Here is a 23,410-nt window from a genome sequence, read left to right as displayed (position 1 = left end):
ATCCGGCCGAGATCGGCAACGACAAGGTGGTGCAGGCGATCGTCGATCTGACCGGCGGCGGCGCCGATTTCTCCTTCGACGCGACCGGCAATACCAACGTGATGCGCCAGGCGCTGGAATGCTGCCATCGCGGCTGGGGTGAATCGATCGTCATCGGGGTTGCCGAAGCCGGCAGGGAAATCGCGACCCGGCCGTTCCAGCTCGTCACCGGGCGGGTCTGGAAGGGCACGGCCTTCGGTGGCGCCCGTGGGCGCACCGATGTGCCGAAGATCGTCGACTGGTACATGGAGGGGAAGATCAATATCGACGACCTGATCACCCACAAGCTCAGCCTGGACGAGATCAATCACGGATTCGACCTGATGCATGAGGGCAAGTCGATTCGCTCGGTCGTCGTGTACTGAGCCGGCCGCTCTTCCGCCGCATCGACCCTCCATGGAAACCCGTCATCATCCCTGATCTCCGCTTCACCGCGGCAGGGATGATGATGTGGATCAGGCTTGGACTGCGCGTCGCGAACGACCGAAAGGGACATCATGGAACTCCTCTCGAACTCCAAGGCTTTCGGCGGCTCGCAGCGCGTTTTCCGACACGAGAGCGCGGTCTGCGCCTGTCCGATGACCTTCGCGATCTTCCTGCCGCCACAGATCGAAGATGGCCCGGTTCCGGTGCTCTGGTATCTGTCGGGGCTGACCTGTTCGCACCAGAACGTCATGGACAAGGGCGAGTACCGCGCTGCCGCGGCCGCGAACGGCATCGCGATCATATGCCCGGACACGTCGCCACGCGGCGACGGCGTGCCGGATGAGCCCGACAACTGGCAGTTCGGCTCCGGTGCGGGCTTCTATCTCGATGCGACCCAGGAGCCCTATGCCCGGAACTACCGGATGGAGAGCTATCTCCTCACAGAGCTGAGCGAGATCGTCGCTCACAACTTTCCCGTCGACATGAGCAGGCAGGGCATCTTTGGCCATTCCATGGGGGGGCATGGCGCGATCACCCTCGCGCTGAAAAATCCCGATCGCTTTCATTCGGTCTCGGCCTTCGCACCTATCACGCAGCCTTCGACGGCGGGTTGGTCGCGGCCGGCCTTTGAAAAATATCTCGGCTCCGATGAGGCGGGCTGGCGGCGTTACGATAGTACTGCGCTGATCGCGGACGGCCACCGGGTCAAGGACCTCCTGGTTGACCAGGGCACGGCGGACGGCTTCCTGCAGGAGGGGTTGCGGCCCTGGCTGCTCGAAGTGGCCTGCGTCAGCGCAGGGATTCCGCTCGAGCTCCACATGCGGGATGGCTACGACCATTCCTACAATTTCGTCTCCACCTTCATGGCGCAGCACATCTCCTGGCACGCCCAGCGCCTGACCCCCTGACGTGGATCGCAGCCGTTCCCTGGCGCCGGGAACGGACTGGCCCGCCCCGTGTTGATGAACGTAACCGTTCCGCATGCGGGGGAAGCAATCATGCCATCGAGCCGCTCTGCGATCGCGGAACGCTCCTTCTTCACGCGCCTTTCCCAGAGCACGGCCCATTTGGCCGGCAAGCCCCAGACCTTCTTCCTGGCGCTGGCGATCATCATCGTCTGGGCAGTGTCGGGGCCCTTCTTCGGCTTCAATGACACCTGGCAACTCGTGATCAACACCTCGACCACGATTGTCACCTTCCTGATGGTCTTCATCATCCAGAACAGCCAGAACCGCGACACCGCAGCGATGCAGATCAAGCTCGACGAGCTTATTCTTCGGCTTGAGGGGGCTCGGGAGGAGCTGCTCGACCTTGAGGAACTCGACGAGGAGAAGCTCGAGGCGATGCGCGCGGAGTTCGAGAGGCTGGCGAGGAAGGCGAGGGAGAAAAACGGTGACTAGCTCCGGCTTGCCGGGAGAGCGAGGCATCGTCTATCGTCATGGCGTGATTTGTCCGCCCTTCGTCTCGATCTGGTATTTCGCCAATTACTCAGAGCTTTAGCATGAGTCCATACCTCAAGTGGGAGATGCAGAATGTCCTCTGATACCGCCTTGCTCGTGATCGATGTCCAGGAATCCTTCCGGCAGCGTGCCTATTTTGAAGAGACCTATGTGTCGCCCTTCATCACGCGGCTTCAGGCGCTCGTCGACGGAGCCAAGGAAGCTGGCATCCCTGTCGTCCAGGTTTTCCACGTCGACCCGACCGGCCCCTTCGCCGAGAGTTCCGGCTACGTGAAGACCCTCGCGCCGCTCACGCTCGAACCAGATGCCGTCTTTCGCAAGGGGCGGCACAGCGCACTCGTCGGCAGTGGGCTTGATGTCTGGCTGACCGAGAATGGCATTCGCCGCGTGATCGTCTCCGGCATCCGCACCGAGCAGTGCTGCGAGACCACGACGCGCCACGCGTCGGACCTAGGCTATGAGGTCGATTATGTCGGCGAGGCGACCCTGACCTTCCCGATGACCGATGCCGCCGGCCGCCCGTGGAGCGCAGCCGAAATACGGGCGCGGACGGAGCTTGTTCTGGCCGATCGCTTTGCGCGCATCGCCACCGTCGAGGACGCTCTCACTCAGCGCAGCAAGAAGCGGGCAGCATGACGCGCGAGCAGCAGCCCGTCGAGGTGCCGGTCTATGTGCTCGTACCACCGCGCGTGCTGCTGCTCGATGTCGCCGGGCCGATCGAGGTGCTGCGCCGGGCCAATCTGGAACAGGACGCCTTGCGCTTCACCGTGACCTATGTCGGGCCGCTGCCTGATGTCTGGAGTTCTATCGGCCTTGGCATGACAGCCATCGGTCCCTTACCAGCCTCTCTGCCAGACGGCTCGCTGCTTGTCCTGCCCGGCAGTGCCGATGCGCCTCTTGGTCATCAGGGGTCGAGCCGGGAGGAGGATGCGGTCCAGGAGGGGCAGATCGTCGCGTGGCTGCGGCGGGCGGTTCGTCCGGGCATCCGCTTCATCTCGATCTGCTCCGGAGCCCTGCTCGCGGGCCGCGCCGGGCTTCTCGACGGGTATGATTGCACCACGCATTATGACTGCCTCAGCGAACTCGCCGAGGCTGCGCCGGCGGCCCGAATCCTTGAGAACCGGCTCTATGTCGAGGATGGCGAGCGCCTGACCAGTGCCGGGATTACAGCCGGTATCGATCTGATGCTGCATGTCGTGGCGGGGATGGCGGGGCATGCCTGCGCGCTTGCAGTTGCACGCTATCTCGTCGTCTATCTCAGGCGTGCCGGCGCCGATCCGCAGCTTTCGCCCTGGCTCGAAGGCCGCAACCACATCCACCCTTCCGTGCACCGGGCACAGGATGCGGTGGCGGCCGACCCGGTGCGCGACTGGTCGGTGAGTACGCTTGCCGATGCCGCCGCAACGAGCCCGCGCAATCTCTCGCGCCTGTTCAACGAACATGCGGGCATGAGCGTCACCGAATATGTCAATCGGATGCGGGTTGCCGTTGCGCGAGAGTTGCTGACCGGTTCCCGCCTCGACATCGAGGCGGTCGCTGAACGCGCCGGCTTTGCTTCACCTCGGCAATTGCGGCGGGCCTGGGGGCGCTTCCATAGTCTGCCGCCGAGCCGGATGCGGCAGAGCGAGGCTAATGCTGCGGGCTGAACCGGAGGTCAGACCACCGATGTCAGGCCGCCATCGACCATCAGCAGATGGCCGTTGACATAGTCGGACGCTGCCGATGAGAGGAAGATCGCGGCGCCGACCAGTTCCTTAGTCTCGCCCCAGCGCCCGGCGGGCGTCCGGCTCTTGACCCAGCCTGAGAAAGTTTCGTCGGCGATCAGCGCCTTGTTGAGCTCGGTGACGATGTAGCCGGGGCCGATCGCGTTGGTCTGGATGTTATGTTTGCCGAGCTCGGCGGCGAGACCGCGTGTCATCATCTTCACGGCGCCTTTGGTGGCGGTGTAGGGCACGATGGTGGGCCGGCCGAGCTCACTCATCACCGAGCCGATATTGACGATCTTGCCCCGGCCGCGCGGCACCATCCGCTTCGTCACGGCCTGCGTGACATAGAAGACCGAATGGAGATTGGTATTGATCAGGTAATGCCAGTCCTCGGCGGGGAACTCGGTGAAGGGCGCCCGCTTCTGCGTGCCGGCATTGTTGATCAGGATGTCGATCGGCCCGACCTCGGCCTCGATCGCGGCAATGGCCGCCTCGACGGCCTGCTGCTCGGTCACGTCGAAGGCAGAGATCGAGACATTGCGGCCGGAATTGGCGATCGCGGCGCGTGCGGTCTCGAGCTTGGCCTTGTCGCGGCCGTTGAGCACGACATGTGCCCCAGCTTCGCTCAGACCTTCGGCCATGGCGAGGCCGATGCCCTGGCCCGAACCGGTGATGAGTGCGATCTTGCCTTCAAGGCTGAACAGCGAAAGCGACATGGCGTATCCTCGATGGCGCAGGTATGGCCGAAGAAATTCGATTTGCGCAGGCCCGCATAGCTTGGGTAAGCATCTTTCAATCGATTAGACAATTGCAGATCGGCCGAATCCGACAAGGCCTTCCCTGGGAGAACCGCCATGCGCGCAGTCGTCATCCACGCCGCGAAGGACCTGCGGGTCGAGGAATGGCCCGTGCCGGAACTCGGACCGCTGGATGTGCGCGTGCGGATCGAGGCGGGCGGGATCTGCGGCTCGGACCTGCACTACTACCAGCATGGTGGCTTCGGTACGATTCGCGTGCGCGAGCCGATGATCCTCGGCCACGAGATCGCCGGGACGGTCGAGGCGGTCGGCGGCGAGGTCTCGCGGGTCAGGCCGGGGGACCGTGTCGCCGTCAATCCGAGCCGGGCTTGCGGGCGTTGCCGCTACTGCCAGGCAGGCCAGCAGCAACACTGCACCGACATGCTGTTCTATGGCAGCGCCATGCGCTTCCCCCATGTCCAGGGCGGGTTTCGCGATGTGCTCGTCGTCGAGGAGCGGCAGGCGGTGAAGCTGCCTGCGCATGTGCTGGCGGCGCAGGCCGCCTTTGCCGAGCCGCTTTCGGTTTGCCTCCATGCCGCCAAGCGCGCTGGTCCGCTCCTCGGCAAGCGAGTCCTGGTGACCGGCTCCGGGCCGATCGGCGTGCTCACCGTGGTCGCTGCCAGGGCAGCGGGGGCCTCCGAGATCGTCGCGACCGACGTTGTCGACGGTCCGCTGCCGACGGCATTGAAGATGGGCGCGACGGGCGCGATCAACGTCATGGCGGAGCCGGAGCGGCTCAAGGCGGAGTACGGCGCGGAGAAGGGGGCCTTCGACGTGATGTTCGAGGCCTCGGGTAACCAGCATGCGCTGACGGGTGCGTTCGACGTGGTGCGGCCCGGCGGGGTCATTGTACAGATCGGCGTCGGCGGTAATTTCACCCTGCCGATGAACGTGCTGGTCGCCAAGGAGTTCGATCTGCGGGGCTCATTCCGCTTCCATGAGGAGTTCGACTGGGCCGTGGCGATGATCGGCTCGGGCAGCGTCGATCTCTCTCCGCTGCTGACAGCGTCGATCCCGGTCGAGCGGGCCGTCGAGGCCTTCGAGCTGGCTGGCGACAAGTCGCGGGCGATGAAGGTGCAGCTCGCCTTCGCCTGATCAGCCGAGCCGCAGCGTCGGATGGCCCGTCTGGCCGTGCAGCGCGGGGTCGTAGACGACGAAGGTGTCGCGGCCGCCATGCTTGGCGGCATAGAGCGCGGCATCGGCATGGGCGGCCGCGCTCGACAGGGTTTCCAGCGGGCCGACGATGCAGGCGCCGATGCTCACGGTCGCGGTGATCGCCTGCGCCCCATTAAGCTCGATTGGGGCTGCCCTGATCTCGCTGACGATCTTGGCGGCAATCGCCGAAAGCGAGGCAAGCGAACTGTCGGCGATCAGCAGGATGAACTCGTCGCCGCCCCAGCGGGCACAAATATCATAGTTGCGCAGCACGGCGGACATGCGGTGTACGACCTCGATGATGACCCGGTCACCGGCCTGGTGGCCATAGGTATCGTTGATCGTCTTGAAGTCATCGAGATCGACCAGGGCGAGCGCCGTCGGGCGCCCGGTGCGAAGAGCCCGGTTCTGCTCCTGGGCAAAGGCCCCTTCAAAGCCACGTCGATTCAGCACCGAGGTAAGCGGGTCGTGATGGGCGAGATGTTCGAGCGTCTCGGTGCGCTCCCGTACCATTGCCTCGAGTCGGTCGGTATTGTCGCCAACCGCGCGTGCCATCTCCTCGAGGGCGCGCGACAGGCGGCCGATCTCATCATGGCCGGCGTCAGTATCGGAAGGTGTGAACGAGCCGGCGCGGACGCGCATCACGGAGGCTTCCATCCGCGCCAGCCTGTCGAGAACGCTGCGTTTGAACAGCAAGGTCATCAGTGTGGCGGCAGTCATCAGGATGGTGGCCAGCAGCAATGCGATCGGAAGAAACAGCCTTCGATCGATGATCTGGTCGACATCCATCAGGCTGATGTTGAACCAGCCCAGGCGGTCGAGATAGCCCACTCCGACGAGCGTTTCGCGGCCGCTGACGGTCATGAAGCGTGAGCGGACGGGGGCTTCACCCCGCGCGACCTCAGCCATCATGCCGGTCAGCGCCGCACGGTCGGCTTCTTCGTCGACAAGGGCAAAGATCGTCTTCTTGGCCTTGAGGTCCTTTGTCAGACTATGAAAGTCGACAAGGCGCGGATCGCGATGCGCCTGCACCGCGCCGTTGCGGTCGACGAAGATGCTCTGCACGCCGACCTGCGGGATATCGACGACTTCGCGAATGAACTGGCTGAGATCGACGCCGGTCCCGATGATGCCGAGCTGCTTGGTCCCCTTGCTGATGATGCAGTTGATCCAGACCTTGGTGACTTTGAGATTGTCGTCGTGGTCGACATTGAGGTGGCAGCCGGAGCCGAGCGCCGCCGTCTTGTAGTACCAGCCGTCGCGCGGGTTCTCGCGTGAGAGGGTGTAGCGCCTGCGGGCGGTCTCGTAAGTGTTCTGCTTGTCGTTGAAGTAGTAGTTGCCGGAGCCGTCGAGCACGACGAAATAGCTGCGATCCTTGAACGAGAGCCGGTAATGCTCAAGTTCGGCGAGCCCGCGCGCGGATTTCTCGGGATCGTTCTCATCTGCCGCCCAGGCAAGAATGGCTGGGGAGCGCGCCACCGTTTCGGCCAGCGAGACCTCCCGCATCAGGGATTCCAGCCCGCGATAGCGATCGAACAGGATCTGCTTCTCGGCGAAGAGCGTGCCGAGTTTCTCGACCGTCGCGTTGACGATCCAGAGAAGAGCTGCGGTCGAGGGGATGGCGACTGCAAGCAGGGCGGCCAGGGTCAAGACGAGAACCCGGCCCCTCAACCCCGAGGTGAAGGCCGGCCGCGCGATATTCGCCCTCATCCCGAGCAGTGCCCCGACAGCGTCCGCCGAACCTAACTGGATGTCGTGATTCGACGCGTTTGATTCGGCTTGTTTCTGTCACGATGCTTGCACGGGTGAAGCTAGAAATCACCCGTGCCAGTGTCTGATCCAGCCGCAAAAGCTTAGAAGAGGCCTTCGATCTGTCCTTCCGCATCGATATGGATGCGTTCTGCGGCGGGCTCCCGGGGCAGACCGGGCATGGTCATGATGTCCCCGCAGATCGCGACGACGAAGCCGGCCCCGGCCGAGAGGCGAAGTTCACGGACCGGGACGATGTGGCCCGAGGGTGCGCCGCGCAACGTGGGATCGGCCGAGAAGGAGTATTGGGTCTTGGCCACGCAGACGGGAAGGTGTCCATGCCCGGCAGCTTCGAGTTCCGCGAAGCGCGCGCCCACCTTGGCGTCATGGGAGATGCCAGCCGCGCCGTAGATCTCTTCGGCAATGGTCTGCAGCTTGTCGCGCAACGGCATGGCGTCTGGATAGAGCGGCGCGAAATCCGCCTCGTCATCGTCGGCCAGTGCGGCGACCTTGCGCGCCAGCTCCTCGGCGCCCGCGCCGCCTTCGGCCCAGTGCCGGCAGATCACGGCTTCGACGCCAAGATGGTTGCGGCAATAATGGCGGATCAGCTCATGCTCGGCATGGGTGTCGCTGTCGAAATTGTTGATCGCGACGATCGGCGGAACGCCGAATTTCCGGATGTTGACGACATGGCGCGTCAGGTTGGAGAGCCCGGCTTCGAGCGCCTTCAGGTTCTCCTGGCCGAGCGCATCCTTGGCTGCGCCGCCATGCATCTTCAGCGCGCGGACGGTCGCCACCACGACCGCCGCGGCCGGCTTGAGGCCGGCCTTGCGGCATTTGATGTCGAAGAACTTTTCCGCGCCGAGATCGGCTCCGAATCCGGCTTCGGTCACGACATAATCGGCGAGCTTCAGTGCGGCGCGCGTGGCGATCACCGAGTTGCAGCCATGGGCGATATTGGCGAAGGGGCCGCCATGGACGAAGGCGGGCGTCCCTTCCAGGCTCTGCACGAGGTTCGGCATGAGCGCATCCTTGAGCAGGACGCTCATCGCGCCGGTCGCCTTCAGCTCGGCGGCAGTGATCGCGCGCTTGTCGCGGCTGCGGCCGACCACGATGCGGCCGAGCCGGTCCTCGAGATCGGCATGGTCGCGAGCGAGGCAGAAGATCGCCATGACTTCCGAGGCGACAGTGATGTCGAAGCCGTCCTCGCGTGGATAGCCGTTGCCATTGCCGCCCAGCGACGACACGATCTGCCGCAAGGCGCGATCATTCATGTCCATGACGCGGCGCAGAGCGACATTGCGGGCATCGAAGTCGAGCGCATTGCCCCAATAGATATGATTGTCGACCAGCGCAGCGAGCAGGTTGTGGGCGCTGGTGATGGCGTGGAAATCGCCGGTGAAATGCAGATTGATCTGTTCCATCGGCACGACCTGCGCATAGCCGCCGCCGGCGGCCCCGCCCTTCATGCCGAAGCAGGGACCGAGCGACGGTTCGCGCAGCGCGATCATGGTGCGCTTGCCGAGGCGAGACAGGCCGTCGCCGAGGCCAACCGTCGTGGTGGTCTTGCCCTCGCCGGCGGGCGTCGGGCTGATCGCCGTGACGAGGATCAGCTTTCCATTCGGACGCTGCTCGAAATCCGGGATCGCGGCGCCATCGATCTTTGCGATGTACTTGCCGTAGGGATGAAGGGCCTCTTCGGGAATCCCGACCCTTTCGGCGATGCTGGCGATGGGCGTGAGTTCGGTTGCGCGGGCAATTTCGATATCGGTCGGCATACGGTTTCCTTCGCCGCGTCGCGACCCAGACCGGAGCACGCGGAATCGGCGGTCACAGTGCCGTGAAACGGGCCATTCTGCCACTGCTTTCCCGGAACGCTGCGTCCATATTTTGGCAAGGCTCCGGTCTTCACCCCAAGGGGAGGGGCACCAAACTGGGATCCGGGATGGGAGTGTGCGATGCAGCAAATTGGGTTCAACCGCCGTGATCTCGTCGCTTCCGCGCTCGCTGCGGCCGGGCTCGCGGGGCTGTCTCGTCCCGAACCTGCCCGGGCCCAAGGAGCGGAACTTCCGATGACGCCTGCCTGCGAGGGTAGGGCGGCGGTTACCAGGCGCCAGACCGAGGGGCCGTATTTCACGCCGTCCTCCCCGCTCAAGCGGGATCTGCGCGGAGATGGGCCAGGCGAGATGCTTGTGCTGTCCGGTTTCGTGCTGAAGCCGCAATGCCGCCCGGTCGGCGGAGCCCTGGTCGATCTCTGGCATGCCAATGCGAACGGCGACTACGACAATGCGGGCTTTCTCTTCCGAGGCCACCAGTTCACCGACGCGCAGGGCCGGTACCAGTTCATCACCCGCATGCCCGGCCTCTATCCCGGCCGGACACGGCATTTTCATGTGAAGGTTCGGGCGGGACAGGGGCCGGTCCTGACGACCCAGCTCTATTTCCCGAGCGAGCCCGGCAATGCGCGCGACGGTATCTTCGATCGTGCGCTGCTGATGGATATCCGCGCTGCCGAAGGTGGGCGTCTCGGCCGGTTCGATTTCGTGATCGCGGCCTGAGCGAACCGGCGTGAGCCGGCCCGCTCGGGCTTTGGCTCACGCGACGAGATGGGCGTTCTGCGGGAACAGGAACTTGCGCGCTTCCTCGTCGAATTCCGTCTTGAAGGCGAACTGATCCTTCAATGCCACCGCGCGCTGAGCGGCGGGGCGAGCGGAAATCTCATCGAGATGGCGCTTGACGTTGGTCAGCTTGCCGAAGGCCTCTTCACCGAGCGCGAAGGCCGCGCGCGTCGACCAGCCCCAGACCGACATGTCGATCAGCGTGTAGCTGTCTCCCAGCATGTAACGATGCTTGCCGAGCTGGTCGTTGATGATGCCCCAATGCCGTTCGGCCTCGCGCGAGTAGCGGTTGATTGCGTAGGGGATCTTCTCAGGCGCAAAACGGGTGAAATGCACGGCCTGTCCACAATAGGGGCCGATGCCGGTGGCGACGAACATCAACCAGGAGAGCATCTGGCCTCGTGCCGCCGGTGTGCTCTCGGGGAGGAACTTGCCGGTCTTCTCCGCGAGATAAAGCAGGATCGCGTTGCTATCGAAGATCGTGACGTCGCCATCAGTCAGGGCTGGCGTCTTGGCATTGGGATTGATCGCCAGGAACTCGGGCTTGAACTGGTCGCCACGCCGGGTATCGACCGGCACCATCTCGTAGGGCAGCCCGGCTTCCTCAAGGAAGAGCGCGATCTTCGCGGGGTTCGGCGACGGATGATAGTAGAACTTGATCATCGATTGGGTCTCCTGGCGCAGGGTGATCGAGCGGGTCTTACCGCTGTTTCGTCGCGTAAGCTGCAAGATCCGTCAGCCTGGCGATAGTGAGGTCGGCGCCCGCCCCGAGCCGTTCCGGTTGCATGCGCAGAGCCTTGAACAGTGCCGTGGGGCCGATCCCGCCGGGGGCCGCCAGCTCGGCACGCAAGGCCGTTGCGGGAATGCGCTCGATGCGCGCGACGGTGAAGCCATAGGCTTTGGCGCCGGCGATATCGAAACCGTTGGAGGAAACGAAGAGGATCTCCTCGCGGGCAAGGCCCAGTCGCTTCTCTACCAGCTCATAGCCGCGGGGATCCGGCTTGTAGACGCCGATCTCGTCGACGCTGATCACGGCTTCCAGCAACTCGTCGATGCCGGCCTGGGCGACGAGGCGCTTCAACATGGCCGGGCTGCCATTCGAGAAAATGGCGAAACGGAAGCCCGCAAGCTCCTCGAGTGCTTGCCTTGCCTCCGGGTAGAGCGCGAGCGCGTCATAGGCTGCCGCAATTCTGGCGATCAGATCGGGCGGCGGCGCCAGCCCGAATGTCGCCAACGTGAAGTCGAGCGAGTCGCGCGTGACCGTCCAGAAATCCTCATAGCGGCCCATCAGCGCCCTGAGCCAGGTGTACTCGAGCTGCTTCAGCCGCCAGATCTGGGTGATCGTTTCGCCATGGCCGGGAAACGCCTCGTCAGTGACGCCGGCAACGGATTGGACGTCGAACAAGGTGCCATAGGCGTCGAAAACGAGGGCTTTGAGCGCCATGGGCGGTTCCCTTGCCGTGGGGTCGGGGATCGGTGCTTCTTCTTAGCACTCGCGTTGGCGGCGCGGTGCGTGATATCCGCACAAGCAGTTTCTCCTTGATGCCCACAGGTTGCCGCATGTCGAACCGCCCCGTGATGCTGATGGTCCTCGATGGCTGGGGCTGGCGCGAGGATGAAACCAATAATGCGGTGAAGCTGGCGAACACGCCGAATTTCGATCGCTATTGGGCCAGTGCGCCGCGCGCTTTCCTGAAGACTTCGGGGCTCGATGTCGGCTTGCCGGAAGGCCAGATGGGTAATTCCGAGGTCGGCCATCTCAATCTCGGCGCCGGGCGCGTCGTCATGCAGGACCTGCCGCGGATCAACCAGGCGATCCAGGACAAGTCGATCGCGCAGGCGCTGGACGCGACCGGGCTTGTCGCGAAACTCAGGGATACAGGGGGCACCTGCCACCTGCTCGGCCTCGTCTCGCCTGGCGGCGTGCACGCCCATCAGGATCACGCCGTGGCGCTGGCCCGGATTCTGACCGGGCAGGGTATCCCGGTCTGCGTCCATGTCTTCACGGATGGACGAGACACCCCACCGCAATCGGCGGCAGAGTATGTACGCGATTTCGCCGCGGCCCTGCCGAAGGAGGCTGTGATCGGCAGCCTGTCGGGCCGTTATTTCGCGATGGATCGCGACAATCGCTGGGAGCGCGTCGAGCAGGCCTGGCGCGCCATGGTGCTGGGCGAGGGCAAGGCCTTCGCGACGGCCGGGGAGGCGGTCGCCGGCGCCTATGCGGAGGGCGTCAATGACGAGTTCATCGTTCCGACCGTGATCGCTGGATATGCCGGCATGCGGGACGGCGACGGGTTGCTCAGCTTCAATTTTCGCTCGGACCGGATTCGCGAGATTCTGGCCGCGGTACTCGACCCGGATTTCACGGGCTTTGCTCGGGCTCGCGTGCCGAAGCTTTCCAGGGCGGTCAGCATGACCTCCTACAGCGCCGAACTCGACAAGATCATGCCGGCGCTGTTTCCGCCGCAGACGCTCTCGAACGGTCTCGGAGAGACCGTCGCCAAGGCAGGGCGGATGCAGGTCCGCATGGCGGAGACTGAGAAATATCCGCATGTGACCTATTTCTTCAATGGTGGCGAAGAGCGCCTCTATCCCGGCGAGGACCGGGTGATGGTGCCGTCTCCCAAGGTCGCGACCTATGATCTGCAGCCCGAAATGTCGGCGCCGGATCTGACGGAACGCGCCGTCGCGGCGATCACTTCGGGGCGATACGATCTCGTCGTGCTGAACTTCGCCAATCCCGACATGGTTGGGCATACCGGAGTGCTTTCGGCGGCGATCAAGGCGGTAGAAACCGTCGATGCGGGTCTGGGCCGGATTGCCAAGGCAATCGAGCAGATGGGCGGCGCGCTGCTGGTCACAGCCGACCACGGCAACAGCGAACTGATGGTTGATCCGGTGACCGGCAAACCGCATACCGCCCACACGACATTTCCGGTGCCCGTCATGCTGATCGGCAGTGAGGCGAAGGCGTTGGCCGATGGCAGGCTCGCCGATGTCGCACCGACACTGCTGGCATTGATGGGGCTGAAGCAGCCGGACGAGATGACCGGCCGCTCGCTGCTGCGCTGACCAATGTAGGCTGATCAGAAGCTGTAGGCGGCTTTCACCTTGACGGGATGCTGGCTGAAATTGGTGAGGTCCAGATTACGGGGTTCACCCTTGGCCTTGCCGGCGACCTGGATATTGTAGGCGGCCGAGAGCGCGAGCTGTTTCGTCGCCTGCCAGTAGATGCCGGGGCCGGCGAATGTGGCGTAACCCGCTTCGTTGCCGAAGCCGAGATCGTTGTAGCGCCGCAGATGGCGGACCTCGCCGCTGACATAGAGGCCGTCGATGACCTGCCAGGCCAGTGATCCTGAGGCCGTAAAGGTCGACGAGCGCCCGTAGCGGTCGGGGCCGGTCCAGGTCATGTCCTGGGAGAGATTGAGCGCGGCATAGAGCTTGCCGGGCAGCAGCGCCTTGTCGGCGAAGAGACGGATGCCGGTATTGAAAGTGGTGAAGCGGCCGGCGCCGTCCGGATCGGTGCCGTTGACGCTGGGATCGAGCACCACCGTCAGGCCGATGCCGTGCAAGTTACGGCCGAGCAGGCGGTATTTCATCTCGACGCCGGCACCATTATTGCTTGAGTTCGCACTGATCCCCTCGGCTGAGGCATTGGTGTAGCCACCGAGCAGATAGGGGCCGAGCTCGAAGCAGGGGAAGAGCCCATAGGAGCCCTGGAGCTGTGCGCCGTGGGCGTTCGACTGGCCACTGCGCGTGCCGAACGCGCCGCCATAGGTCAGGCTCGGCCCGAACGAACCGAGATCCGCTACGTCCGAACCGGTTGTGAAGCCAAAAGCGTCGGTCGGGATGCCTTCGCTCTCGGTGCAGGCTGAGAGCGTCGGCTGGGCGGCAGGTGCGCTCTTGCGGGTAGGCAGGTCGGTTGCCAAGGCGTTGGCGGAAAGAGCGCTCAGGGCAAGGGCAGCGGCGGCAATCTTCGGCAGCATCGGTCAGTCCTCGGGTATCGATGCCCCAAGATCGATCAGATGCAAATGATTTGCAAGAGCGTTAGCTGGCTGCCAGAATCGTTGCGGGGAGAATCCTCGCGAAATTGGTCGGGAATGGCGAGACTGCGCCGGCTTCCCAAAATATAATAAAGTTACATCTTTGCAGCGACACCGCTATCGCACCGCAACCGAAGCGAGGCGGGCCGCAACGAGCGGCGCAATGCCGGCGAGTTCGGCGGCAGGCTTCCAGGCGGCGGCGTGAACTTCCTCGAGCTGCGCGACGAGCGGCACCGCGGGATCGGCGACGAAGAGATATTGCAGATCGTGATGGATATGGTCCGGCTCTCCGCGCGAGGGTTTTCCGGGGACGTCATGGCTGTCGATGACGAAGGGCAGATCGTCGCCGCGATGCCAGGGATGCAGGGCAAGCCTACTGACGCCGGTCTCTTCGATGGCCTCGCGCGCAGCGGAAAGGTTGAATGCTTCGGCCTCTTCGTAATGGCCGCCAGGCTGCAGCCAGCGACCGATGACGACATGGTCGATCAGCAGTACCTGGGCGTGATCCGGCGACAGGACGATCGCACTGGTCGTGACATGGCCCGGAAAGGTGTCGCGCTCGTCGAGCGCATGGCCTGCGGCAATCTGCCAGCGCAACAGCGACAGATGCTCACGCCGCGAGGCGACCTCGGCGCGATAGCGCGTCACTACGCCCTCAAGGCGAGACCGGAAGGAAATAGTCATGGCAGTTGCAGCTCGTATTCCTGGAATCGACCATTCTTGATGCCATCATAACCGATCAGGAAGCGCAGGCGACCAGGCCTTTCCTCGAGAATGGTCACGACCTCCGCCTTGGCATCCTTGGGCGGTGCAAGTGTGCCGAGATCCCTCGGTGACTGGGGCGCGGCAGGGTCAAGCAGCAGCAGGCCATAGGGAACGTCCTGTTCCTGCGCAGGGCCGACCAGGACCAGCAGGCGTCCGTCCCGCAGTGCAGCAAGGTCGCGCACGCCGCGATTCGGGCCAGCCGGGAAAGCGATCACAGTCGGAGTGCCCTGCGCGGGTTCATTGCCGGGCGCGAAGAGCTCGTCCGGATTTGTTTCTAGCAGGAAGGCGCGACCGTTCTGCGACGGCGCCCGCAGCCCGATCCAGAGCCTGTCATGAGCGGTCGCTATGCCTTCGATGTTCAGGCCGTTGCCATCCGTCAGGGGCTTGCCGAAAAAGGGCGCAACCTCGCCGGCACGACGCAACAGATCACTCAGGCGGTAGGTCAGTTCAACCTGGCCGATGGGGGTGCCGGCCGTATCGACCTTGACCCGCGCGAGCTGGAACGACGAGAGGCGAAACTCGCTGCTGCTGCGCGAGCAGCCATGCGAACCGGCGATGTAGAAATAGGGCGCGGCGTAGGCGACCGCCTCGCCGTCGAACTCGCCATAACCGCCGATCGTCGGACAAGGAGACGCGGGGATCGCGCCGAGCGCGGTCGGGGAGGGGCTGTCCCCGATCAGCTCGACCACGCCGGCAGGCTTGATGCGCCCCTTGGTCAGGATAGCGAACTGGGCCGAGCGGTTCTCGTCATTCGCCAGGAGGCAGCGCCGCTCCTCGCCATTCGCCGGCAGGCAGGCCAGGCCGCTGACATCCTTGGCTGCCTTGTCGGGCTTCTTGCCAGCAAAATCCTCGGTCGCTTCGACATTGCGGACGGGCTTCAGCGTCTTGGCTGACGCCGGTAGCGCGAGCAGCAGCGCTGTGGCGAGAGCAGTCGACGTCAAGGCAAGGCGAGGCATGGCAGGGTTTCCGGTTGCCGCGGGATTGAGCGCGTCGCGCCCGGTGCTGTCAAAGCATTAGTCCGCATCATGCACATTCGGGGCCGGTCAGGCTCGCCCTTGTGTGCGATTGACGTGCTTCTCGCACTCTCACCGCGCTGGTCGCGGCAGACAGCCGGAATCCAGTCGAGCCCCGCCCCGGCGACGGAGGGCGGAGCCCTTGCCGTTCGGAATGCGAGGACTATCTAGCGCGGGTTCACCGAGACCCTTTCTATGCTGCCCCTCGATTTCCGTGTTCCCGGCGTCTTGAATTCAAAAGAGATGCTTATCGCAGAGGCCATCCACGCCCGAGCATGGGAAACTGTAAGAAGCGACCCAGATCTTGCCGGAGATGAGGCCGAAGCTGCGAAGGCGAGGCTTGGAGGGATCGTGGCTCGTTTGATGTCAGATCCTTCAAGATCGGTCGGCGACCTCGCCGCTGCAGCAGTCCGGGCCTTCAACGAAAGCCCCCGCACGCCCTGAGCGGAGAGGGGGATTGCGCGCCACCACCCATGGCGCGCAGTCAGTTCTCATGCGTCTCAGGCCGCGAGTACGCCGTCTGCGTTGCGCAGGACATCGGCGAGCGGAACGAGACCCTTCATCGCGCCACTGCCTGCCGCCTGTTTGCCGTCCTCGATGGATACCGCGAAGCGAAACGCGGGATCGGCTTCGATGCGCTTGCGCAGCGCCAGGATGCGGGGATAGTCGCGTGGGTCGACGGCCTTGTGGAAGTCCACCCAGCGCGCAACGCCGGCAAACACCGCATCGGCCAGCGTCGGTCTGTCGCCGAGCAGGTAGTCGCTGTCGCCGATCATCGCCTCGAGTTGTCCATGGCGCTCGGCGACAAAGCTGCGGCCGAACTTGCGCAGCGTTTCGCGATACTCCTCCGTTACACCTTCCGCTTCCAGCGCCACCCACATCGGGACGAACGCACCGGTGAAGCCGGTATTGAGGAAGGCGACGTATTGATGCAGCCGGTCGGCCTCCGGCGTGCCGGGTTCGAAGCTGATGCGGCGGTCAAGGTCGCGCGCCTCCAGCCACAGGGCGATCGCCATCGTCTCGGTGAGGACACGGCCTTCGCCGGTGATCAGCACGGGCGTCTCCACGCGGCCGTTCAGGCGTTTGTAGGCGTCGGTGCGCATTTCTCCCAGCATATCCACCCTGGTGAGGCGATATGGCTGGCCGAGCCATTCGAAGGCGGTCACCAGCCCTGCGGAACTGCCGAGCGGAAAGCCGGAGGTGAGGATCGGTTCAGATATCGGGTTCATGTCGTTTCTCCAACGTCGATGCGCTGGATATGCGGATGTGGACGCCCGACCTGTAGATTGGCAACGGTGGACTCAGCGTCTACTCTCATAGACTTTGAGCGAGCGGCTCGCCTGCGCTGGGTTCATCATCTGGAGAGCTGGCCTTCAAGGACCGCAGGGGCGCCGGCGTCTCGTTGTTGCGATCGCGTTCGCCAGTTCCTTCGTGCGAGCGGCAGCAGCCGTTCTCGAAATCCCGGCTCGTCCTTTGATCTCCCGTGGACGGAATGCCACTGCCTGGTCCTGTCCTGCGCGCCTCTTTCTGCTTCAGCGAAAGCAATTGCTGGTGATTGCAAGCCTAGGGTCTCCGGGAGTCGCTCCCAGGAAGGCCCTCCCATGCTGTCTGCCACACTCGATCCCGTTCAAGCCCCGCGCACATGTCAGATGACGCCTCGCTCTTCGGAGTCCCTGGGATGAGGCCGCTCAATGCGTTCGAAGGGTTCGGAATCGAGATTGAATACGCGATCGTCGGAACCGCCGATCTGGAATGCCGCTCCATTGCAGATATCGTCCTGGCGCATGCCGCCGGCACGGGCGCCGTAGCTATGGAGCGAGGCTTGATCGGCTGGTCCAACGAGTTCGTGCTTCATGTCCTGGAAGCGAAGAATCTCGCTCCAGCGGCCAGATTGGAAGACCTCGCCCAGCCCCTGCAAGGCGAGGTCATCGCATTGAACAAGACCCTTCTGGGCCACGGAGCGCGCCTGATGCCGACGGCAATGCATCCGTGGCTGGATCCCCGATATGATGCTCAGCCGTGGCCGATTGATCCCCACGGAATCTACCGCACCTATCAGCGCATCTTCGAAACCAGATCGCATGGGTGGACCAATCTGCAGAGCGTCCATCTCAATCTCCCCTTTGCCGACGACGATCAATTTGCGCGGCTCCACGAAGCGATCCGTCGCGTCCTGCCGATCATTCCAGCATTGGCTGCAAGCTCGCCCATTGCCGACGGCCAGCGCACCGCCTACCGCGATTTCCGCATGAGGGCCTACAGAACCAATGCGAAGGCCTATCCCCTGATCAACGGCCTGATCATTCCCGACAGCGTCTCCAGTCAACGCGCGTACGAAGACACGATTCTCGAGCCGATCTATGCCGTCATGGCGTCTGCAGATCCCGGCGGAATCCTCAGGCACCCCTGGCTCAATGCCAGGGGCTGCATCCCCCGTTTCGACCGAAACACAATCGAAATTCGGGTCATCGATACCCAGGAGTGCCCCGAAGCCGATCTCGCAGTTGCCGCCGCTGTCGTTGGAGCAGTCCATCGCCTCTACGGCGATCTCCAGCGCCTCAGCGGCGACATGGCCTCCGAGGAGCTGGCCCGGATATTCGACAGCTGCGTGATATCCGCCGAGGACGCCATGATCGATGATGGGGCCTATCTCAGGCTGTTCGACTATTCCGGTCAGTCCTGTCGCGCCGGCGATCTCTGGCGACACATTCTGGAGAACATGGATGACAGCTCGGGCATTGATCCAGCGCGCTGGACACCAATCTGGGCAACCATCCTGAAGCATGGCAGCCTTGCCCGCCGCATCGAGGATGCAGTGGGGGCCAGCCCGTCACGTGAGCGATTGGCCGCGGTCTATCGCGATCTCTGCGACTGTCTCCAGCAAGGCACCATGTTCGCGCCCGACAGGGACAGCTGAGACGCATACAGGCGACCGAAGCGCCCCGACGGGCTCAATGCGAGTCCTTGTCCAAGGGCCTTCTTGGGCGGGGCAGGGGGGCGAGGCGATCGCTTGCCAGCCCAACTGGCCTGGTTCGCCGGCTTTGGCGCCGGTGATCAGTGCATCAGCCGTCCGCCGGCGATGTCGAGGGTTGCGCCGGTCAACCAGCCCGAACTCTCCGAAGCGAGGAACAGCGTGGCCGCCGCCACGTCTGCCGGCGAGCCGAGCCGCCGGACCGGATGAGCGAGGACCACCTGCGCCCTGACGGCGGGAGGCATGTGTGTTGCGGTCCGGTCGGTCAATACGGCCGATGGTGAAATGCAGTTCACGCGCACGCTGGATGGCCCGAGGTCGTGTGCGGCTTGCTGTGTGAGCATGATGACGCCGGCCTTGGCGACCCCATAGCCGAGCGGCGCCTGCGAAGGCGCGCGGCCGGCTGTCGAGGCCATGGTGATGACGGCGCCGCCGCGGCCCTGCTTGAGGCTTGGCAGGAAGGTTTTGAGCGTCAAGAACGTGGCGGTCAGATTGTGATCAAGGCTGGAGTGCCAGTCCGCCTCAGTCACATCCTCCAGCGCAACGGGCCTGCTGGTCCCACCGCCGGCGAAGGCGGCGAGAATGTCGAGCTTGCCGCGCCGTGCAACGAACGCGGCACGCGCGGTCTCCAACTCGTCGTGCCGGGTGCAGTCGATCCGGACGGCGGCATGCCCGTCGGAGATCGCCTCCAGGGAGCGCAGCACGGTGTCGAGCCGGGGTTGGTCGCGGCCGGCAACCGTCACGGAAACCCCGTTATGCGCCAGCCAACGCGCGGTTTCGGCGCCGATCCCGCCGGAGCCGCCGGTGACCAGCGCCGTTTTGCCGGCGAGGTCGGGGAAAGTCGGGATGTGCGACACGGTCGACGGTTGCTCAGACATAACGTGCGACCGTCATGCAGATCACGGTAACGAGCAGCAGCCCGGCTGAGATCCGATAGAGGAGACCCAGCCAGGGCGCAGCTTGGCCGGTCCTGCGCAAACCGCGCAGCACCCCGACAGCCTGAATCACCAACGCCGCCACCGCGGTGCCGGCGCCGAGCGCAAGCAGCATTTCTGCGTTTCCGACGTTCCCGGCATGGATGAAACTCCACAGGAGCGCGCCAGAGATCATCGCGACGACGGCGGCACCGAACTGCGGGCGGAAGAGGCGGGCGACGTCGTTTGCACCAGTACGGGCCAGCACGAATGTCGTGCCGGCCCAGAACACCGAGGAGAGAACGTGCATGGCGATGATACTGATCAGGAAGGGTTCCATAGGCTAGGCTCCGAAACAGCGCCCATTTGAATGGGCAAAATTGGATATACAATCTGTATAATCATGAGTCACGAGAGAACGTCAAGGCCCTATTCGAGTGCCAAACGAGAGGCCAAAACCGCAGAAACGCGCGGCCGGCTCCTCGCTGCGGCAGCGGCATTGCTTCGGGAGCCGGCTGGAAGGACGCTCTCGCTAGAGGCCGTGGCGGCCGCGGCGGGCGTGACTCGACTGACCGTCTACAATCAGTTCGGCTCGCGACGTGGGCTGCTCGAGGCGACCTTCGACGCCCTGGCGGCTGCCGGCGGGATCGCTGATCTTGCAGACGCAATGGCCATTTCTGACCCGAAGGAGGCCTTGGCGGCGCTGGTCACGGTGTTCTGCGGCTTCTGGAGTTCCGATGACGGACTGGTTGGGCTGTTCGCGACAGCGGCCGGCGACACCGAACTGACGGAGAGCCTGGCAGAACGCAATGAGCGCCGTCGGCTGGCGCTGGCCGCGCTCGTGCGCCGCCAGGGTGGGCGCGACGAACAGCTGCAGCGCGATGCCGTCGACCTGCTCTTCGCGCTGACCAGCTTTGCCGTGTTCCACATGCTGCGGTCCGGCGGGCGCGAACCAGATGCCATATGCGCACTGCTTCAACCGCTTTGCGACCAGGCTCTGCGGGGCAATGATGGCGCGCTGAACCTGTCGCCGCGGGGGCCCGGTGTCTCAGCCGGATTGTGACAGGGCGGCTGCCGCTGCCATCGGACGTCAGTAATCGGGCAGGAGATCAGCCTGCGGACGGCGCCCTCGGTTGTTCCCTGTTTCAGCCGGCACCCCACCCATATCATCGTGCGATTTCTGCATCCCGCAGACCCGGCGGACGCACTCGCGTAGCCAGCGGTGCGCAGGATCGGCATCCAGCCTGGGATGCCAGAGCAGGGACACGGAGATCTCAGGCACAGAAACCGGCAGCGGAAAGGTGACCATGCCGTCGCGCAGGGCCCGAGTGTGTCGTTCGGGCACAATGGCGACGAGATCGGATCCACGCGCGAGCGAGAGCGCAGGCGAGAAGCCGGTGACGATCGTGGCGATGTCTCGCCGCAGTCCGATCGCCTCCAGCGCGTCGTCGATCGGTCCCTTGTCGAGACCGCGCCGCGAGACGAGGATGTGCCGGCCAGCAGCAAAGCGATCGGCGGTGATCTCGCCTGTGGCCAATGGATGTCCCCGCCGCACGACCCCGACGAAGTGATCCGAGAACAGCGCCCGCGTCTTGATTTCCGGGCTCTGCGCCGCCCCGATGACACCGGTTTCGAGATCGACACTGCCTTCTCGAAGCAGCGTACTATCCTTGTCCAGCTTCTGGACGAAGCGGAGCCGTATGCCGGGCGCTTCCGCCTGGATGTGCGCGATGAGTTCAGGCCCAAAGGCCTCGACGAAGCCGTCGCTCGCCCGAACCGAGAAGGTCCTGACAAGCCGTTGCAGATCGAGCGCCTCGGCCGGCCACAGGATTGCCTCCGCTTCCTGAACGAGCGGACCGACGCGCTCCCGCAATTCCAGTGCACGCGGCGTTGGTACAAGGCCGCGCCCCGCCCTTACCAACAACGGGTCGCCGATCGTCTCGCGCAGCCGCGCCAGGGCTCGGCTCATCGCGGACGGGCTTAGCCGCAGGCGCCGGGCAGCGCGGGCCACGCTGCCTTCGGTGAGAAGGACATCGAGGGTGATGAGCAAGTTGAGGTCGGCTCTCGTCATGCTGGCAAGACTAGCACGGCTCGCCAGCATGACATGGCGTCAAATGCACTGAATCAGTGCAAATGCTGCGTCTTCCGCCGGGTGTCATATGTGGCTACCTGCTTCGAACCGTGCTTCGGAGCCCCCCACGATGATGAAGGCTATGCTTGACCCGCCGTTCCCCACCGAAGCCACGACGGCCCAGCGTGGCGCGCCTCGTTTGGCTCTCGCCAGCCTGTCCCTCTGCATGTTGCTGTCCTCGCTTGGCACCAGCATTGCCAATGTCGGCCTGCCGGCGCTGGTGCAGGCCTTCGCAGCCTCCTTCCAGCAGGTGCAGTGGGTGGTCCTCGCCTATTTGCTTGTCATCACCACGTTGAGCGTCGGGGTCGGACGACTTGGCGATCTCGTCGGACGCCGCTCGCTTCTGCTGGCCGGCATAGCCCTCTTCACAGCGGGCTCGGCGGGGTGCGGCCTTGCTTCCGGCCTCGCCGGCTTGATCGCCGCGCGGGCGGTGCAGGGGGCGGGCGCCGCAGTCATGATGACGCTGAGCCTGGCCCTTGTCGGCGATGCCCTGCCGAGGGACCGGACCGGCAGTGCCATGGGGTTGCTCGGCACCATGTCGGCGGTCGGCACGGCACTCGGCCCCTCGCTCGGTGGTGCTGTCATCGACGGCTTCGGATGGCGGGCGATATTCCTTGTCACTGTCCCGTTCGGCGTCGTTGCCTTCATGATCGCCTTGCGGAGCCTTCCGGTCGATCGCCTCGAGAAGAGGGGAGACAAGCCGCGCTTCGATATGCTCGGCACGCTGCTGCTGGCCGCTGCGCTGGTCGCCTATGCGCTCGCCATGACCTGGAACCGCGGTGCATTCGGCTTGCTCAATGGCGGGCTCCTGCTAGCCGCAGCAGTCGCCGCGCTCCTGTTCGTACTGGTACAAGCGCGGGTCGCGGAGCCCCTGATCCGGCTCTCGATGGTGCGCGAGCCCGGGCTGCGGAAAGGCCTCGCCACAACCGCGCTGGTCGCGGCGGTGATGATGACAACACTGGTCGTTGGCCCCTTCCATCTCACCATGGCGCTCGGCCTCGATGCATCGGGCGCTGGCCTGGTCATGGCGATCGGGCCGGTTGTCGCGGCGCTCTCGGGCGTACCGGCTGGCCGCTTGGTCGATCGGTTCGGCGCGCAACGCATGAGCTTGGTGGGCTTGGCCGCCATGGCCGTCGGATCGCTTCTCTTCGCGCTCGTGCCGCTGCAGATCGGGATTGCGGGCTATGCCGTCCCCCTGATCGTTCTCACCCCAGGCTATGCGCTGTTCCAGGCCGCCAACAACACGGCCGTGATGCGAGAGGCTGGTCCGGAAGGGCGCGGGCTTGTCTCCGGGATGCTCGGCCTCGCCCGCAATCTCGGCCTGATCACCGGTGCTTCGGTGATGGGTGCGGTGTTCGCTCTCGCCGCGGGGACGGACGGCAGCGCGGTCGCATCTCCGGACATGGTCGCGACCGGATTGCACGTCACCTTTGGCCTGGCTGGAGCAATGATCGTCATGGCCCTTGCCATCGCGAGCCGCTCGGGCACTCCCGCTGCTTGAGGATGGAATCCGGCTGCGCTCGGGCTGAGGTTGGTGCCGCGACATGAATGAGGATCCGTCGGGGCATTTCCATTGTCACCAGCGGATAGCCGTAGACAGGCGCGTCGGCCGCGAGTTTC

Annotated in this window: 23 protein-coding genes; 11 read left to right on the top strand and 12 right to left on the bottom strand. The window is 64.5% G+C overall.

Translation table 11 applies throughout. The annotated features are described in order from the left end of the window. The 5 genes from AC1DIO_RS19140 to AC1DIO_RS19120 form a co-directional block, all read left to right on the top strand. On the top strand, positions 1-404 hold a 404-nt coding region (locus AC1DIO_RS19140), incomplete at its 5' end, for a zinc-binding dehydrogenase (RefSeq protein WP_476853900.1). Between the two features lie 132 nt (positions 405-536). Beyond that, positions 537-1,373, top strand: a complete 837-nt coding sequence (gene fghA / locus AC1DIO_RS19135; protein ID WP_441488231.1) for an S-formylglutathione hydrolase — start codon at positions 537-539, stop codon at positions 1,371-1,373. A 90-nt stretch (positions 1,374-1,463) separates the two neighbouring features. Further along, a complete protein-coding gene (locus tag AC1DIO_RS19130) occupies positions 1,464-1,865 on the top strand; it encodes a low affinity iron permease family protein (RefSeq protein WP_476853899.1) in 402 nt (133 codons plus the stop codon). 132 nt (positions 1,866-1,997) lie between these two features. After that, positions 1,998-2,561 (top strand): isochorismatase family protein, encoded by a 564-nt coding sequence (locus AC1DIO_RS19125; RefSeq protein ID WP_476853898.1) that lies wholly within the window; start codon positions 1,998-2,000, stop codon positions 2,559-2,561. Next, a complete protein-coding gene (locus AC1DIO_RS19120; RefSeq protein ID WP_476853897.1) occupies positions 2,558-3,571 on the top strand; it encodes a GlxA family transcriptional regulator in 1,014 nt (337 codons plus the stop codon). The genes AC1DIO_RS19125 and AC1DIO_RS19120 overlap by 4 nt, the downstream gene beginning before the upstream one ends. An 8-nt stretch (positions 3,572-3,579) precedes the next feature. On the opposite strand, the gene AC1DIO_RS19115 is transcribed toward AC1DIO_RS19120, so the two are convergent. Next, positions 3,580-4,347: an SDR family oxidoreductase gene (locus AC1DIO_RS19115; protein ID WP_476853896.1), complete on the bottom strand. Its 768-nt coding sequence runs from the start codon at positions 4,345-4,347 to the stop codon at positions 3,580-3,582. Between the two features lie 138 nt (positions 4,348-4,485). On the opposite strand from AC1DIO_RS19115, the gene AC1DIO_RS19110 reads away from it, so the two are divergent. Then, complete coding sequence (locus AC1DIO_RS19110; RefSeq protein WP_441488236.1) at positions 4,486-5,523, top strand: L-idonate 5-dehydrogenase; 1,038 nt, start codon at positions 4,486-4,488, stop codon at positions 5,521-5,523. Here AC1DIO_RS19110 and AC1DIO_RS19105 read toward each other — a convergent pair whose 3' ends face one another. Continuing rightward, positions 5,524-7,293: a sensor domain-containing diguanylate cyclase gene (locus tag AC1DIO_RS19105; protein ID WP_476853895.1), complete on the bottom strand. Its 1,770-nt coding sequence runs from the start codon at positions 7,291-7,293 to the stop codon at positions 5,524-5,526. A gap of 143 nt (positions 7,294-7,436) precedes the next feature. Continuing rightward, entirely contained in the window at positions 7,437-9,110 is a 1,674-nt protein-coding gene (locus tag AC1DIO_RS19100; protein WP_441507015.1) for a formate--tetrahydrofolate ligase, read from the bottom strand. 180 nt (positions 9,111-9,290) lie between these two features. Here AC1DIO_RS19100 and AC1DIO_RS19095 point away from each other — a divergent pair, with 180 nt between their 5' ends. After that, positions 9,291-9,890 (top strand): dioxygenase family protein, encoded by a 600-nt coding sequence (locus AC1DIO_RS19095; RefSeq protein ID WP_476853894.1) that lies wholly within the window; start codon positions 9,291-9,293, stop codon positions 9,888-9,890. A 36-nt stretch (positions 9,891-9,926) separates the two neighbouring features. Here AC1DIO_RS19095 and AC1DIO_RS19090 read toward each other — a convergent pair whose 3' ends face one another. Beyond that, positions 9,927-10,613, bottom strand: a complete 687-nt coding sequence (locus AC1DIO_RS19090) for a glutathione S-transferase family protein (RefSeq protein WP_441488240.1) — start codon at positions 10,611-10,613, stop codon at positions 9,927-9,929. A gap of 37 nt (positions 10,614-10,650) precedes the next feature. After that, positions 10,651-11,394, bottom strand: coding sequence for a haloacid dehalogenase type II (locus AC1DIO_RS19085; protein WP_476853893.1), 744 nt, complete (start codon positions 11,392-11,394; stop codon positions 10,651-10,653). A 116-nt stretch (positions 11,395-11,510) separates the two neighbouring features. On the opposite strand from AC1DIO_RS19085, the gene gpmI reads away from it, so the two are divergent. Continuing rightward, on the top strand, positions 11,511-13,025 hold the full coding sequence (gpmI, locus tag AC1DIO_RS19080; RefSeq protein WP_476853892.1) for a 2,3-bisphosphoglycerate-independent phosphoglycerate mutase: 1,515 nt from the start codon (positions 11,511-11,513) through the stop codon (positions 13,023-13,025). A 14-nt stretch (positions 13,026-13,039) separates the two neighbouring features. Here the strand turns inward: gpmI and AC1DIO_RS19075 are convergent, their stop codons facing one another. The 4 genes from AC1DIO_RS19075 to AC1DIO_RS19060 form a co-directional block, all read right to left on the bottom strand. Continuing rightward, complete coding sequence (locus tag AC1DIO_RS19075; RefSeq protein WP_476853891.1) at positions 13,040-13,939, bottom strand: hypothetical protein; 900 nt, start codon at positions 13,937-13,939, stop codon at positions 13,040-13,042. Between the two features lie 174 nt (positions 13,940-14,113). After that, positions 14,114-14,680 carry an NUDIX hydrolase gene (locus AC1DIO_RS19070; RefSeq protein WP_476768929.1) on the bottom strand — a complete coding sequence of 189 codons (567 nt, stop codon included), beginning with the start codon at positions 14,678-14,680 and terminating at the stop codon, positions 14,114-14,116. After that, the gene (locus tag AC1DIO_RS19065; protein WP_441488245.1) at positions 14,677-15,717 is read right to left on the bottom strand and encodes a DUF3616 domain-containing protein; all 1,041 of its coding nucleotides are present in this window, start codon (positions 15,715-15,717) and stop codon (positions 14,677-14,679) included. Before AC1DIO_RS19065 ends, AC1DIO_RS19070 begins: the two co-directional genes overlap by 4 nt. A gap of 557 nt (positions 15,718-16,274) precedes the next feature. Next, a complete protein-coding gene (locus AC1DIO_RS19060) occupies positions 16,275-17,003 on the bottom strand; it encodes a glutathione S-transferase family protein (RefSeq protein WP_476853890.1) in 729 nt (242 codons plus the stop codon). A gap of 449 nt (positions 17,004-17,452) precedes the next feature. Here AC1DIO_RS19060 and AC1DIO_RS19055 point away from each other — a divergent pair, with 449 nt between their 5' ends. Next, positions 17,453-18,691, top strand: coding sequence for a carboxylate-amine ligase (locus AC1DIO_RS19055; protein ID WP_476853889.1), 1,239 nt, complete (start codon positions 17,453-17,455; stop codon positions 18,689-18,691). 137 nt (positions 18,692-18,828) lie between these two features. On the opposite strand, the gene AC1DIO_RS19050 is transcribed toward AC1DIO_RS19055, so the two are convergent. Together AC1DIO_RS19050 and AC1DIO_RS19045 are read right to left on the bottom strand one after the other, a co-directional pair. Further along, positions 18,829-19,623 (bottom strand): SDR family NAD(P)-dependent oxidoreductase, encoded by a 795-nt coding sequence (locus tag AC1DIO_RS19050; protein WP_441507023.1) that lies wholly within the window; start codon positions 19,621-19,623, stop codon positions 18,829-18,831. Next, on the bottom strand, positions 19,616-19,999 hold the full coding sequence (locus AC1DIO_RS19045; RefSeq protein WP_476853888.1) for a hypothetical protein: 384 nt from the start codon (positions 19,997-19,999) through the stop codon (positions 19,616-19,618). Before AC1DIO_RS19045 ends, AC1DIO_RS19050 begins: the two co-directional genes overlap by 8 nt. A 30-nt stretch (positions 20,000-20,029) precedes the next feature. On the opposite strand from AC1DIO_RS19045, the gene AC1DIO_RS19040 reads away from it, so the two are divergent. Then, the gene (locus tag AC1DIO_RS19040) at positions 20,030-20,722 is read left to right on the top strand and encodes a TetR/AcrR family transcriptional regulator (protein ID WP_476853887.1); all 693 of its coding nucleotides are present in this window, start codon (positions 20,030-20,032) and stop codon (positions 20,720-20,722) included. Positions 20,723-20,749: 27 nt separating this feature from the next. Here the strand turns inward: AC1DIO_RS19040 and AC1DIO_RS19035 are convergent, their stop codons facing one another. Further along, complete coding sequence (locus AC1DIO_RS19035; protein ID WP_476853886.1) at positions 20,750-21,730, bottom strand: LysR family transcriptional regulator; 981 nt, start codon at positions 21,728-21,730, stop codon at positions 20,750-20,752. Between the two features lie 142 nt (positions 21,731-21,872). Here AC1DIO_RS19035 and AC1DIO_RS19030 point away from each other — a divergent pair, with 142 nt between their 5' ends. Next, positions 21,873-23,291, top strand: a complete 1,419-nt coding sequence (locus tag AC1DIO_RS19030) for an MFS transporter (RefSeq protein WP_476853902.1) — start codon at positions 21,873-21,875, stop codon at positions 23,289-23,291. Positions 23,292-23,410 lie beyond the last annotated feature (119 nt).

The sequence above is a fragment of the Allobosea sp. 05T439 genome (assembly GCF_056396005.1).
This window is presented reverse-complemented; position numbering and strand designations above follow the sequence as displayed.